The sequence below is a fragment of the Bariatricus sp. HCP28S3_D3 genome (assembly GCF_052065755.1).
GTDB lineage: Bacteria > Bacillota > Clostridia > Lachnospirales > Lachnospiraceae > Allocoprococcus.
This window is the reverse complement of the sequence record NZ_JBQHTK010000026.1, coordinates 24,990-39,712: the sequence shown is the minus strand read 5'-3', so window position 1 is coordinate 39,712 and position 14,723 is coordinate 24,990. Positions and strand designations below refer to the sequence as shown.

The window sequence follows — 14,723 nt, the reverse complement described above, 5'->3', positions numbered from 1 at the left end:
TTCTGGACAATTCCATTATATCAAAAGAGCGTTATTTATGCCCTTTTTATTGGCTGAAATATTGAATTTTCAAGGTACAGAACACCTTATCGGTGTGGGAAGTTTGAGTAACATTATTCTTAACAACCACACCATTTCCATCCGTCAACCAACCATTAATTTCTTGAGCATTAGGAATAACCGCAGAAATCAATACTTTTTGTGTATCATTTGGCATATACAATTTAATTGTGGAAATAAGTAATTCATATGCAATTCCGCGATTCAGATCATCAAATAGATGTCCCTCATCAAATATCATCAGTCCCACATTAGATAAAATTGCAATGTTCTGTCTTAAAACAAACAGGAGTTTTTCAGGAGTTACAACGTATACACTCTGTTCTTCAGAGTTCGAATTGTTTCCAAATAAAATATCCAAAATATCCATTTGCAAAACATCTGACAGTTCATTTACCTTTATATTTTCATCAAAAGAAAATGCATTTTCTAATTCTTCAGTAATTTCTCTACACAAAGCACGAAACGGAGCTACTACTATTGCATAATTTGTACGTTTACTCAAAAAGGCAGAAAGAATAATCAATGCAATTGACTTTGTTTTTCCTGAACTTGTCGGCATTTGAATCGTTGCTGATTTTCCTTGAAATACCTCGTTCTTTCCTAATTCTCTTTGTGACTGCCAAAGTTCTGTAACAAGTGTTCCCTTTCTAAGCACTTCGTGCCAAACCTCTGGAGCAACCCCTGTATATTTAGGCATTAATTCATATGAGGAATTTTTAATTTTTAAATATACAATTGCAACAAGTGCATCTGCAAACAACAGTTCCCTATCACTACCTATTTCGTAAACCGTTTTCCTAAAATCTTTCAAATATTTATAATTTGCAAAAATACCTGTCGCATTAAATTGATTGTAATTATTTATAATATCATTTAAAATTGGATATTTTCCTTCATAACTCTCAATGCTATTTCCCGCCAAAATTTGTACTAACACACGATCTATTCCATTAATCCCCAAATCTATTTCATTTGCTATCCGCGATACCAGTACGTGGGAACTCCCATTATAATCGCATAAATAATAAACTACCGCCCCCAATAAGAGGTAATAATCTTCATCTCCTGAATATAACTTTGAATCTACATATCCATCAAAAAACTTAGCTGCGAAACGCAAATTTTCCTGATATTCTTTGTAATCAAATTCTTTTCCCTCAATACTGTCTATAATATCATTAGAGAAATCACCAATTATAGCAATCGCGGAAATAATCAACTGATTAACCTGCTTCTCTGTATCACTATGTAATGAATCCGGAATATGATATTCATACATTTTGGCTTTTGCACGTATTTTCTTTAAATAGTATTTTGATTTCTCCTCAATTAACATTTCGCCGCTCTCCTATATAATTCATCAATAAGTTCTTTCAAGCCTTCATTGTGTATTATTATTAATTCAAGATTCTTAACTTTATGGTTTTCCGTCGTAGCATTAACCATATCATCAGCAATAAAAATACTATTTGTCAATACTGCACACGCCCCATATCTAATCACATATGGTTTATCAGCAAAATTTTGAAATCTTTCTACCACTTTTACTTTATCTGTCTTTCCAGAATCCCTTAATCTTCTTTTTATTGCATTTAAGGATTCTGCATATCGGACAATATCCTTTTTAGAACCATTAATCGCTTCCTGCAGTCTTTGATATCCTTTCGTATTCGATTTTGGGTCGGCCGTTCCCTTAACCTCTATAACAAAAATTTCGTCTTTACGAGGTGATTGATCATTTAATTTAAATCCCAATACGTCGCTGCCTGGAGAAGACATATTCCTATTAATCTTCCTACAATATCTGGTTCGCGGAACATAATAATCACGTATAAACTCTATATAGTCAGCTACTAATAATTCACAAAAATCTCCCACTCTTGTTGCAGGTCCCGGTTGCACTTTAGTATCTGGGAAAACATCATTAATCAAAAATTCTTCTCTCGTTTTTCCTGTACCTTCTATATCAAAATCTAAATCTTCTAAGGTTCGGTAATTATTTCTAAAATGTTCTGCCCATTCATCTAAAATCTCGTCATTGTCCTCTGTATCTAACCTTAAGACTGTAATTTCTCTTCCATCTGCTGTATGAAGACATTCCTCTTGCTCATACCAAGTCATATACCTCATAATTCACTTTCCTCTCAAGTACTACTTCCACTAATATTATTTTACCACTTTTATACAGATTCTTCTATCTATTCAATTTGGCATTCATTAAAATGGCACATAAATAGTCCTAAACTGGCACGGTTCTGCGATTTACATGTAAATATACACATGCTAAAATTGGTATTGTCAAAATTATATGCAGGAATTGCGCAGCGGTACCGGAGTCATTGCCTCTCCCTTTTGGTACTGGCTGCGTTTTTTCTTGCAGGAGGTGAATTGGATTTACAATTATATACTGTATTTGCATCAAGCAGCCTGTATTGACCGGGCTGCTTTTTTGCTGCCGGATAAACTGGCATGAGGCGCTAAGAAACTATAAGCATCGGGGCAGGGTGGATATTCCATACTGCCCTTTTCATATGAAGGAGGTTTAACTTACGTGAGAAAACATACAGTCAAAGAAAACCCGCCGAATGAAAAGCGTCGTCCTGACTACATGCGGATTATTTACACAGCATCCCTGCTGCTCACTCTTCTGGCATGCAATATTCAGCCGGTCTTGGCAGCTAACATGTGGGACAAAGCAAATGAAATCATGAAAGATGTCTACAACCAGATCATCCTGATTTCTACCATAGCTGCTGTTGTAACAGCATCTGTGGCTCTTTTAATGATGAACTTTTCCAAATCGGGAAAAACCGTGGACGAATCCCGTGCATGGCTCAAACGTATCGTCATCACCTGGGCAATCTTAAACGGTCTTGGCTTCATCATGGCTTACATCACACCGTTCTTTACCGGAGGTAAATGGAATGGCTAAGCCAGGAAAGGAGGTGCCTAAATGGGAATCTTAGATGGAATCGTGGAATGGATTGCAGAGCAGGTCATGAACATTCTGGATCTTATTACCACTTCAGTCTTAGGTGCTCTGGGCTGCTCCATGGATACTTTTTTAAGATATTTCCCCGCAGCCGAGAGCATGTATCAGGTATTTCTGTCCCTGGCCATAGGTCTGATCCTACTGAACTGGGTCTGGCAGTTATTTAAGAATTACTTTGCTGGTGCCGGAATTGAGGCAGAAGATCCACTGAAATTATCCATGCGCTCTTTCATTTTCCTGTTCCTTACTTTCTATGCAAAAGATATCGTAGATCTTTTACTTGATATTGCAGGAACACCATATAGCTGGATTCTGACGGAAGATCTGCCTCCGCTAAAATTCGCAGACTTTAACTCCGTTATCACTGTTATCCTCGGTGTCTGTGCCAATGGAGCTGTTGCGATTACTGCACTAATCCTGGTACTGATTCTGGCATGGAATTACATCAAACTACTGTTTGAAGCGGCAGAACGTTACATTCTTCTCGGCGTTCTTGTTTATACAGCCCCAGTCGCTTTCGCAATGGGCTCTTCTCAGGCAACCGGTAATATTTTCAAGAGTTGGTGTCGGATGCTTGGTGGCCAATTTTTCCTGCTGCTGATGAACGCTTGGTGTCTACGGCTCTTTACTTCAATGGTCGGTACCTTCCTTGCCAACCCATTATCTCTCTAATGTGAGATACACAATAACTTGAAATTCAACACCGATACAAAACAAAGAAAGGAAATTCAAATATGAAAAAAGCCAAAAAAATAATCGTAATGTCATTAGCAACAACCATGCTGCTTGGTTCAACCCTTACGGCACATGCAGCAACACCACAATATAAACCGTTATCAGAATACGGATATACCGGTGTTCCAAAGATTACTGTGAAGCTTCCTGACAACTGTCAAACAGGTATATCTAACGCAGTAGAAGATGCTGTGAAAGACTTAGATATTAAGCTTCTGAATACCCCGACAATCACCAGAGCTACATATATACACAGCAATGTGTTCTATTCAAAAAGCAGAGTAAATATCCAGTGGGATGCTGTAGATGGTGCAACATCATACGAGATTAAGATTACAAAAGCAGATGGAACGGAACACATATACACTACAGAGAATAATTGGCTGACTGTAAATCAAGCTTCAGACGAGTTTGTAACAGGCTGCTTAAAACAGAAGGTAGGAACGAACTGGGAATCTGCAACCGTGGCAGTTCGTGCAGTTAAAGATAATGGCAGCGTCTACAGTTTATGGTCTGAAAAAGCAGCAATATCCTGTAATGCAATCCATTAAGCAACGAATCCCCATTTATCGTCCCAATGATAACCTTACTTTTTCAGGAGGAACACATGAAACATAAGAAAAAAATTATATTATTGCTGACACTTACTGCCTGCATGGTCTTATTCTGTTCCTTCCCGGTCTTTGCGGCAGAACTTACGGAAGCAGAAGTGGAACAGGCAGTGGCAAACCAGGGGAAGGAGACCGTTACCGGTAATATATTCATCTGGTTTCTCTGCGCCATCGCATTTTTAAAAGTCAGCCAAAAGATTGATTCCTTCATGGCAAGCCTTGGCATCAATGTAGGAAACACTGGCGGAAACATGATGGCAGAGCTTTTAATCGCCGGAAGAAGCCTGGCAAGTTCCATGCATTTACGTGGCGGTGGCGGCGGATACCGGGCATTCGCTTCTCCAGGTTCCGCAGCTGTCGGCGGAAGCTTCCTATCAGGTGGACTGGCCGGAGCTGTCGGAAGGCAGGTGGAACGTAGCGCAGTCAATACGGCAACTGGCTACACCGAACATTCCAGCATCGGCAGTGTCATGTATCATTCTTCCTTAAATAAAGGTGGAGATTTTGCCAACAATGTAATCAGCCGCATTGCACAAGGTAACTATAGTCAGGTCGGTTCCATCAAAGGAGCAGATGCAGAAAAGGCTTATATTTCTTATATGGGCATGAAAGCAGATTCCGAACACCCTTTGCCCAATTATTCCAATATGGAAATCGGAGGCGGACGGATCACCGGAACGGAATCTACCGAATCCGGTTCCAAAGAGTTTGCTCTCTATCATGCAGACCAATATATGGCTCCCTCACAGGGTACATATGAAACTGTGCAGTCTGTAGACGGTGCCACATGGTACAAGCAGTATGCACAGGATGCCGTAACTAAAACCCCTTATGATGCAGGCGGTGGAAAAGTTGCCTACCATGAATCCATCGACCAGAAACTGCCCCCGACTCCTCCAAGAAAGGATCGCATTTAATTGGCAGATCACCAGACCAGTCTGAATGAAGCAGTTCAGGTAGGCAGAGCTATGGCTTCTATTTCAGGTGCTGTAAAAGGTGCCACAGCCGGTCCCTTTGGAGCCGTTATTGGTGCTGCAATCCAGAATCGGGAAACCTTAAAAAAGGCGGTGGCTGGAATTGTTTCTCTACTTTTAATTCCAGCATTATTCATAGTCATGCTTCCGGGACTTGTCTTCGGAAATCTCTTCGAAAATACCGGAGCACTTACCAGTAACAGCAGGATCAATGAAAATATACGTGCTGCCAATGAAGCCATTGTAGAAGTCTTACAGGAATGTCACGACGAGGTACTTGCTGATGTGAATGCCGCGGCTTCTCGTGTACCGGAAAGTGATGCCGTATCTATTACGGATCCCTATGCTTACTATATCTCTGTAAATGCCAATCAGCTCATTGCCCAGTTCTGTGCAAGTAAAGACAACTATCGGGATATCAACCTTACGGAACTGAAGCGGGTCATCCGGGCGAATAAAGATGGACTTTTTACTTATGACGTATCAACAGAGACAGTTACCATGGAAGTTACGGTAGATGCCGGCGCAGAAGGGGATGCCGGTGAAGGAACGGGTTCTCAGACTCAGACGGTTACCTTTACCCGGCATAACTTTGTAATCAACTATGCCGGTGATTCTTATTTTGCAGACCATGTCTTTCATCTGAGCAACAAACAGAAAAAAATGGCAGACGCTTATGCAGAAAATCTGACCCTCTTTTTTGGTTCCTCTGCTTCCGGAGTTGCAACCGCCAATGTATCCGATGAGGTGCTTCGCTACCGGGCAACAGTAGAACGGATTGCTGCAAAATACGGAATGACTCCCTATGTGGAACTGATTCTTGCTGTGATGATGCAGGAATCCGGAGGACGCGGCCTTGATGTCATGCAGGCGGCAGAAGGTGGATTTAATAAGAAATATCCCCATGTGCCTAACGGTATTACAGATCCGGAATACAGTATCGAATGCGGAATTCAGGAACTCAAATATGCCCTGGATAAAGCCGGATGCACCGGACCAACAGATCTTGACCGAATTAAGCTCGCTTTGCAGGGATACAATTACGGTTCCGGTTATATTGACTGGGCCATGGAACGGGACGGTGGTTATACCAAAGCAAACGCCATCGCTTATTCTGATATGATGTGCGCCCGCCCCAACTGGCCTTATTCCAGATATGGCGATAAAGAGTACGTAGACCATGTACTCCGGTACTACATCATTACTTCTACAGGCGGCACCTATCCGGCAAATGGGATGCAGATACCTCATTACCTGCAGACAGATTACGGAAATATTCCATATGGCGGAGGTTCCATTGCAACCAGCGGATGTGGCCCGACCAGCTTCGCCATGGTCGCAAGTTATCTGACGGGCAAAACCATCACTCCGGTAGATGCAGTTTCCTGGTGCGGAAATTCTTACTACAAACCGGGTGTCGGCACTTACTGGTCCTACTTTGCAGCGGCAGCCAGTCATTTTGGATGCGGATCGGTCACCCAGACCAACGATCCCAATAGAGTCCTAAAAGCATTGTCAGAAGGCCATCCTGTCATCAGTTCCCAAAGTGCAGGCTTATTTACCAGAGGCGGACATTTCATTGTCCTTCGTGGTGTAACGGCTTCCGGAAAGGTACTGGTTAACGATCCGAATGACAGTGCATCCAAAAACTATTTCAACCGGGAATTTGATATGATGTCAGAAATTCATGCAACAGCAAGTGCATATTGGATCTTTGACAAGAAATAAAGGAGATCTTATGAGCAGAAAAAAATTGATTCTTTCCATTCTGCTGATGATCAGCATGATCGTAGCAGGCATTGTACTGCCTGCCTTATGGAAAGCAGAAAAACAGAAAAACCATACGGCTGACCCAAAACAGCCCGCAAAAGAAATCCAAACAGAAGGAGAGGATACTGCCTCACTTCCCACATTGAAATACGTTGCCTTTGAAGAATTACAGGCATTTTTTGCAGACACACAGATCAATGAACTAAAGCAACAATTTTCTCTGTATCTCAAAGAAGCTGGGAAAACAGACATTACCTCTGTGACCTTTCTTCCAGAACAGACCACCTATCCGGAAGGAAACGACATCATGCTTACTTTTGCTTTCTCTGATAATACTACCCTTCCAGTTACCTGCAGCACCAGTACCGGTGCTTTTTTATTTGGGAAAGAAAAACTGCAAGTCAGTGAAAACATAATTACCTATGAACGTAAGACGGATCAAAAACTTCCAGCTGTTACTACTGAAGAAATAGAATCCATGCAGGAAGGCGGATTTGCTGATACCCCAAACGCTATCGAGGAAACAAAACCAGAAAAGGATACTAATACAAAGGAGGTGCAGCCATGAACAATCCTGAAGAACAACAAATTTCCTTAATCCCCCGTAATTTTATTGAGCGGGGTACATTCATGGGAGGAATGTTCAAGATCCGAAATGCTATCGAAGGAGCCATTCTTGCCATCGGGATTGCAATACCTGTTGTACATCTTCCCCTGTCCCTGACCATACGGATCATCATTTTATGTATGACATCTCTTCCAGCAGCCATGGTCGCCCTGATCGGCATCGGAGGGGAAAGTCTGACGGCTTTTCTGATGAATGCTGTCCGTTTTTTGTTTAACCGCAGAATCCTATACCGGCTGGATACCAAACCGGAGCCAAAGGGAAAACAACGTAAAAATCCTCGTCAAAAAGAACCAAAGACGAAAAAGAACCGGGAGAAAAAAGAGAAGCTATCACCTCAACCAATGGAGACAGCCACACATGATGAGGAGGTTCCCTGTAATATGCCATCTTCTTCAGAGGAAGAGATTCTCCCCGATTCAAAAGTTGCTTCCACACCAGCCTCTAAAAAAAAAGAGCGTCGGCTCTACGATATATCTACAAAACGTGGCATCAAGAAGCAGGCCAGGGAAGATATTCGGATTCTGAAATTTGAAAAGAAACAAAGGAAAAAGGAACAGGCGAAAGCTCTCAAGGTTGCGAAACGTGAAAAGAAACAGCGTTTAAAAACCGAAAAACAACGGCATAAAGAAAAACTGCATCAGGATAAGCTTGCACAAAAGGAGGCAAAACGTTTGGAGAAAGCTGCGAAAAAAGAGGCACGCTCCAATAAGAAACAACCTGATCCTTCACCTTCCGTTTCCTCGAAAAAGAAAAAGCGAAAGGACATGACACTGGAAGATTATCTTCCGATTGATAAAATTGCCAACGGGATCATCTATACCACTGACCACCGATATGTAAAGATTCTGGAGATTGAACCTATCAACTTCCTTTTGCGAAGTGCAAGGGAACAGCAAGGCATCATTTACAGCTTTATCTCCTACTTAAAAATCAGCCCGGTCAAATTGCAGATTAAGATGATCTCCAAAAAGGCAGATATCAATAAACATCTGGAACAGGCAGCACTGGAACTGTCCCGTGAGACCAATCCGCACTGTCGGGAACTACAGAAGGATTACATCCAGTTCGTAAAGAAATTAAGTTCCAGAGAGGCCGTTTCAAGACGGTTCTTTCTGATTTTTGAGTATGAACCATTCAATGTAAACCGGAAAGTAGAAGAAAAAGAAATCCTTGCTGCACTGGAGACAGCTGCCCAGACAGCTAAAACGTTCTTATATCAATGCGGGAATCAGGTGGTTACCCATGATAATGAAGATGAATTTACAACCGATGTCCTATACACGTTATTAAACCGCACCCTTTGTACAGAAAAGCCTCTTCAGGATCGGATTGCAGATGTCCTTGCACGCTATATGAAGGAAGGTCGCCAGGAGGAACTAGATCATATCCGCATCAACGAGTTCATTGCACCGGAGTCCGTGGATTTCCGGCACTCCAATTATGTGCGTATTAACGGAATTTACCATGCGTACCTGTTGGTTCCAAGCGACGGCTATAAACAGAAAGTCGCACCCGGTTGGCTGTCCTTGCTGATCAACGCCGGGGAAGGCATAGACATTGATTTTTATCTGCATAAACAGCCAAAGGATAAGATCCAGCAGCGGCTTGGACAACAGATCCGTATCAACCGGTCAAAGATCAAGGATGCATCCGATACAAACGCAGACTTTGATGATCTGGATTCTGCGATCCGCTCCGGATACTTTCTGAAGGCTGGTCTGGCAAATAACGAAGACTTTTACTATATCAATCTCCTGATCACGATTACTGCTTCTGATCTTGAGGAACTGCAGTGGCGTATTCAGGAGATGAAGAAACTATTGATTTCCCAGGATATGGATCTGCACTCCTGCTACTTCTTACAGGAACAGGGTTTCCTATCCTCCCTGCCGCTTGCAAACCTGGATAAAAAACTCTATGAACTGTCAAAACGAAATGTCCTGACTACGGGAGCTGCAAGCTGCTACCCGTTCACCAGTTACTCCATCTGTGACGACAATGGCATCTTATTCGGAGTAAATAAGCATAACAATTCACTGGTCATAGCGGACATTTTTGATTCCAAACAGTATAAAAACTCCAACATCTGTATCCTTGGATGTTCTGGTGCCGGTAAGACATTCACCATGCAGACCATGGCACTTCGGATGCGGCGGAAGGGAATCCAGGTCTTCATCATTGCTCCTTTGAAGGGACATGAATTTTACCGGGCCTGTAAAAACGTGGGTGGAGAATTCATCCAGATCTCTCCTGCCAGCCAAAATTGCATTAATGTCATGGAAATCCGAAAAGTTGATAATTCTGTCAATGAACTGCTGGACGGGCCAACACTGGATGCTTCCGCTCTGGCTTCCAAAATCCAGAGGCTTCATATCTTCTTCTCGCTCCTGATTCCTGACATGAATCATGAGGAGAAACAGCTTCTGGATGAGGCACTTATTAAAACCTACGCCAGGAAAGGAATTACGCATAAAAACGAATCCCTCCTTGACACGGATCATCCAGACCAGTATAAGGAAATGCCGATCCTTGAGGATGTCTATAATATTCTGATGGAAAGTCCGGATACCAAACGTCTGGCACATATCCTGAACCGTCTGGTCCATGGCTCTGCTTCTTCTTTCAACCAGAAAACTAACGTAGACCTGACGAACAAATATACAGTACTCGACATTTCGGAACTGACAGGTTCCTCTGACCTTCTGACAGTCGGTATGTTCGTTGCCCTGGATTACGTCTGGGATAAAGCGAAAGAAAACCGGACAGAGGAAAAAGCGATCTTCGTAGATGAAGTATGGCAGCTCATCGGTGCTTCCAGTAACCGCCTGGCTGCAGAATTTGTTCTGGAGATTGCCAAAATCATCCGTGCCTACTCAGGAGCTGGCATTTTTGCCACACAAGATTTAAATGATTTCTTTGCACTGGATGATGGTAAATATGGAAAAGGTATCATCAACAACTGTAAGACCAAGATCATCCTGAACATGGAGGATGAAGAGGCACAGCGGGTAAAAAATATCCTGCACCTGTCTGAAACCGAAGTCATGAATATCACACATTTTCAAAGGGGGAATGGCCTGATCTCAACAAACAACAATAACATTACGGTGGAATTCAAAGCATCCACGCTGGAAAAGGAACTGATTACCACCGACCGGCAGGAACTTCTGGAAATCATTGAACGCCAGAAACACAAAGAAGCAAAAGCCGGTTAACACCCGGGGCAGCGAAATCGCTGCCTTTTTCATATCTTCAAAGTAAGGAGGAGACTTATGTTAGAAAGAACAAATCAATCCATCCACCGGCTGCTCGCATTTTTGCTTGCAGTACTGGTTACTGTCGGGACCGTATTTTCCGGCGACATGACTGTTCATGCGGCAGACGGTACCGTCAGTTTTCACGCAGGAGCGAACATTCCGTATGGAGATTATTTTACTTCACGCATGACATTTGATGGGAACAATACCGCTTACTGTGTGGAACCACTCAAGAAAACCCCTGCTTCCGGCAGTTATTCCTATGACCTTCTGGCAAAGGATTCCCCGCTTCGGAAAGCACTGTATTACCTAAATGGCGGTTATGGCTATGAAAAAACTGTAAAAGACAAATATTTCAGCGGCTGGTCTGATGACAATTCCTATGTAATCGGACATCTTGTCGTCGCCTATATTTATGCAGGGTATTCTTCAGATACCGGAGCCTTCCATGGTGCACCCCAGAGTTTCATTGACAAAGCAAAAGAAGTTGCACAAGCAATCAAAAGCCTTCCTGCTCCCCCGGAAAACTTCCGAGCCTTTATCATTCCAGGAAGCGGAAGCCAGACTGTTGTTGGAAGCTGGTATCAGGTTCCCTACGGTTATCTGGAAATCCGCAAATCTTCAGCCAACGCCTCTGTTTCCGATGGGAACAGTAACTATAGCTTACAGGGCGCCGAATACGGCATTTACAAAGGAGAGGAACTGGTACAGACATTGACAACAGATAAAAACGGCTATGCAAAATCCGGAGAACTGGAGGAAGGTAATTACACGATAAAAGAAACCAAAGCTTCCAAAGGATTCATCCTGGACACCAAAGCCCATAACGTCACTGTCAAATCCGAAGCAATCATGCCTGTAAATGTGACGGAAATCCCACAGAGCAATCCAATGGATCTGCTCCTTCAGAAACTAGACAAGGAATCACAGGAAGCACAGCCACAAGGATCTGCATCTCTTGCGGATGCACAGTTTACTGTTAAATTCTATACCGAACAGTCCGATCAGGATCCTGCCGCAAATGGGGCTAACCCAGCACGTACCTGGATATTTAAGACTGATGCAGAAGGAAAATCTCATTTTTCCAAAGATTATCTGGTCTCTGGAGATGCGTTCTATACACAGACGGATGGAAAAACCATTTGTCTCCCGCTCGGAACAGTTACTGTTCAGGAAACAAAAGCTCCTGTCGGATACTTTTCCAATGAAACTGTATTCGTACAGAAGATCACAGCCGATGGTGCCAAGGAAACAGTACAGTGCTACAATGCTTCATCTGTCGATGAACAGATCTACCGTGGCGGTGTTAAGATCCAGAAACGTGACCAGGAGACAAAGAAAGCAGAACCACAGGGCAGTGCTACTTTGGAAGGTGCAGAATTTACCATTACCACTTTAAATGAGCATCCCGTTATTGTAGCGGACAAGACCTATACGAAAGATCAGGTTGTCATGAATCTTGTGACGGATGAAAACGGGCTTGCATCTACTGCAAAAGATGCACTTCCATTCGGACATTACCGTGTAGATGAAACAAAATCTCCGAAAGGATATCTGAACGCGGGAACGATTTCCATTGAATTTGACATTACTAAAGACGGAGAAATCGTAGAGCTGACTGCCGAAGATTCCTCTATTTTAAACCAGGTAATCCGTGGCGATCTGGAACTGGTAAAGGTATCCGATGGAGAACTGAGCCGTCTTGCTGATGTTCCGTTTACCATCACCTCTGTTACAACCGGAGAAAGCCATACCATCGTGACGGACAAAAATGGATATGCCAGTACAGCTTCCAAATGGAACAAACACACCCAGAACACCAACCGTGGAGAAACATCGGAAGATGGAGTCTGGTTCGGATCTTCCACGCCAGACGATTCCAAAGGTGCCCTTATCTATGATCAATATGTCATTGAGGAGCAGAGATGTGAATCCAATAAAGGCATGAATCTTTTAAAATTCGAAGTGACTGTATATAAAGATTCCGTTACCATTGACCTTGGAACCCTGACCGATGACCTGATTGAAATCGGCACAACAGCTCTGGATAAAGAAACAGGTACCCATATGAGCAAACCGGAAAAAGAAGTCACTCTTGTAGATACTGTCGAATATTCCGGACTAAAGAAAGGTCAGTCCTATAAGCTGGTTGGAACACTAATGGACGTCGAGACCGGTGAAGCAATTCAGATTGAGGACAAACCTGTAACTTCTGAAAAGACATTCACAGCGAAAAAATCCCCCGGAACCGTAGAAGTTTCTTTTACCTTTGATGCTTCCTCACTTTCCGGAAAAACAACTGTTATATTCGAGGAACTGTATCAGGAAGATAAACAGCTGGCTGTCCATGCGGACCTTTCTGATCAAGACCAGCAAATTTCTTTTCCTGAGATCGGCACGCAGGCCATAGACTCTGAAACCGGTGAGCATATGGCAAATGCTGATGAGAAAGTGAAACTCATTGACACGATCCAGTATAAAGGGCTGGTTCCAAACCTTAAGTATATTGCAACGGGTACACTCATGGATGCGAAAACTGGAGAACCTGTGCTAATTAATGACAAACAGGTATCTGCAAAAACAACATTCACGCCGGAAACCAGCTCAGGTACCGTAGATGTAGTCTTCGAATTTGACGGCAGTTCACTGGCCGGTAAGACAACCGTTGTTTTTGAATCTGTAACACAGGATAAAAAAGAAATTGCTGTTCATGCAGATCTCGAAGATGAAGGTCAACAGATCTTTTTCCCGGAAATTGCAACTCAGGCAAACTGCCCGGATACCAATACCCAGATGGCAGTTCCAAAGAAAGAACTGATCATTATGGATACCGTTTCCTACCATCTCATTCCAAATAAAGAGTATAAGTTAACCGGAACTTTAATGGATAAGGAATCTGGCGAACCTTTGCAAATCGATGGAAAAGAAGTTACGTCCGAACTGACCTTCACACCAGAAGATGCGGAAGGCACTGTAGAGCTCTCTTTCATACTGGATGCCACTGCTCTCGCAGGCAAAACGATAGTAGCCTTTGAGTCTGTATCTTATCAGGACAAAGAAGTTGCTTTCCATACCCAGATTGATGATGCTCCACAGACTATCTATTTCCCGGAGATTAAGACTACCGCTAAAGATGGAAAAGACGGCGACAAGGAAGTCCTTGCAGAAAAAGAAACCTCTATTATTGATACCGTTTCTTACAAGGATCTGGTAACTGGTCTTACCTACCGGATTGTGGGTACTTTGATGGACAAGGAAACCGGTAAGGAAGTACTGATTGATGGAAAACCTGTAACATCTGAAGCAACTTTCAAACCGGAAAACTCTGAAGGCGCTGTAGAAGTAACCTTTACCTTTGATGCCACTGCCCTTTCCGGACACGATGTAGTTGTTTTTGAAAAGCTCTATGTATCTACCGGTGATAAAGACAACAAAAAAGAATTGGAACTGACCAATCACGAAGATTTGAATGATGACGGCCAGACAGTGAAAATTACCGATGTACCAAAAGATACTCCGGATATCTCCACACCAGTCAAGACCGGCGATAATACCCCTATTCTTCTTTACGCAGGTATTGCTGCAGGTGCCCTTCTGCTTGCAGGTATTGCTACAGTAATCTATTTCCGGAAAAAGAAACAAAAATAATCTTTAATTTCAGTGCAGGCGGTCCATAGAGACTGCCTGCTTTTT

General features: G+C 42.8%; 10 protein-coding genes. 8 read left to right on the top strand and 2 right to left on the bottom strand.

Annotated elements, in window-relative coordinates; translation table 11 throughout:
* Window positions 1–46 precede the first annotated feature (46 nt).
* Together ACTNB3_RS13760 and ACTNB3_RS13755 are read right to left on the bottom strand one after the other, a co-directional pair.
* Complete coding sequence (locus ACTNB3_RS13760) at window positions 47–1,399, bottom strand: DEAD/DEAH box helicase (RefSeq protein ID WP_441026319.1); 1,353 nt, start codon at window positions 1,397–1,399, stop codon at window positions 47–49.
* The gene (locus ACTNB3_RS13755) at window positions 1,393–2,193 is read right to left on the bottom strand and encodes a Hachiman antiphage defense system protein HamA (protein ID WP_441026317.1); all 801 of its coding nucleotides are present in this window, start codon (window positions 2,191–2,193) and stop codon (window positions 1,393–1,395) included. The genes ACTNB3_RS13760 and ACTNB3_RS13755 overlap by 7 nt, the downstream gene beginning before the upstream one ends.
* A 421-nt stretch (window positions 2,194–2,614) precedes the next feature.
* Between ACTNB3_RS13755 and ACTNB3_RS13750 the strand changes: the two genes are divergently transcribed.
* From ACTNB3_RS13750 to ACTNB3_RS13715, 8 genes are all read left to right on the top strand, one after another.
* Window positions 2,615–2,995, top strand: a complete 381-nt coding sequence (locus tag ACTNB3_RS13750) for a fimbrial protein (RefSeq protein WP_441026315.1) — start codon at window positions 2,615–2,617, stop codon at window positions 2,993–2,995.
* A 21-nt stretch (window positions 2,996–3,016) separates the two neighbouring features.
* Window positions 3,017–3,727 (top strand): hypothetical protein, encoded by a 711-nt coding sequence (locus tag ACTNB3_RS13745; protein ID WP_154322154.1) that lies wholly within the window; start codon window positions 3,017–3,019, stop codon window positions 3,725–3,727.
* A gap of 62 nt (window positions 3,728–3,789) precedes the next feature.
* Window positions 3,790–4,341, top strand: coding sequence for a hypothetical protein (locus tag ACTNB3_RS13740; RefSeq protein WP_441026313.1), 552 nt, complete (start codon window positions 3,790–3,792; stop codon window positions 4,339–4,341).
* 56 nt (window positions 4,342–4,397) lie between these two features.
* Window positions 4,398–5,318, top strand: a complete 921-nt coding sequence (locus ACTNB3_RS13735; protein ID WP_441026311.1) for a hypothetical protein — start codon at window positions 4,398–4,400, stop codon at window positions 5,316–5,318.
* The gene (locus tag ACTNB3_RS13730) at window positions 5,319–7,103 is read left to right on the top strand and encodes a lysozyme family protein (RefSeq protein ID WP_441026309.1); all 1,785 of its coding nucleotides are present in this window, start codon (window positions 5,319–5,321) and stop codon (window positions 7,101–7,103) included.
* A gap of 55 nt (window positions 7,104–7,158) precedes the next feature.
* Window positions 7,159–7,713: a DUF5038 domain-containing protein gene (locus ACTNB3_RS13725; protein ID WP_441026307.1), complete on the top strand. Its 555-nt coding sequence runs from the start codon at window positions 7,159–7,161 to the stop codon at window positions 7,711–7,713.
* Window positions 7,710–10,988, top strand: coding sequence for a TraG/VirB4 family ATPase (locus tag ACTNB3_RS13720; RefSeq protein WP_441026305.1), 3,279 nt, complete (start codon window positions 7,710–7,712; stop codon window positions 10,986–10,988). The genes ACTNB3_RS13725 and ACTNB3_RS13720 overlap by 4 nt, the downstream gene beginning before the upstream one ends.
* A gap of 57 nt (window positions 10,989–11,045) precedes the next feature.
* Window positions 11,046–14,678 carry a VaFE repeat-containing surface-anchored protein gene (locus ACTNB3_RS13715; RefSeq protein WP_441026303.1) on the top strand — a complete coding sequence of 1,211 codons (3,633 nt, stop codon included), beginning with the start codon at window positions 11,046–11,048 and terminating at the stop codon, window positions 14,676–14,678.
* Window positions 14,679–14,723: the final 45 nt, after the last annotated feature.

Excerpts from the sequence above, each read along its gene's own strand:
- ACTNB3_RS13755 (WP_441026317.1), bottom strand. The coding sequence starts at position 2,193 with ATGAGGTATATGACTTGGTATGAGCAAGAGGAATGTCTTCATACAGCA.
- ACTNB3_RS13760 (WP_441026319.1), bottom strand. The coding sequence starts at position 1,399 with ATGTTAATTGAGGAGAAATCAAAATACTATTTAAAGAAAATACGTGCA.
- ACTNB3_RS13725 (WP_441026307.1), top strand. The coding sequence starts at position 7,159 with ATGATCGTAGCAGGCATTGTACTGCCTGCCTTATGGAAAGCAGAAAAA.
- ACTNB3_RS13735 (WP_441026311.1), top strand. The coding sequence starts at position 4,398 with ATGAAACATAAGAAAAAAATTATATTATTGCTGACACTTACTGCCTGC.
- ACTNB3_RS13740 (WP_441026313.1), top strand. The coding sequence starts at position 3,790 with ATGAAAAAAGCCAAAAAAATAATCGTAATGTCATTAGCAACAACCATG.
- ACTNB3_RS13745 (WP_154322154.1), top strand. The coding sequence starts at position 3,017 with ATGGGAATCTTAGATGGAATCGTGGAATGGATTGCAGAGCAGGTCATG.
- ACTNB3_RS13720 (WP_441026305.1), top strand. The coding sequence starts at position 7,710 with ATGAACAATCCTGAAGAACAACAAATTTCCTTAATCCCCCGTAATTTT.
- ACTNB3_RS13715 (WP_441026303.1), top strand. The coding sequence starts at position 11,046 with ATGTTAGAAAGAACAAATCAATCCATCCACCGGCTGCTCGCATTTTTG.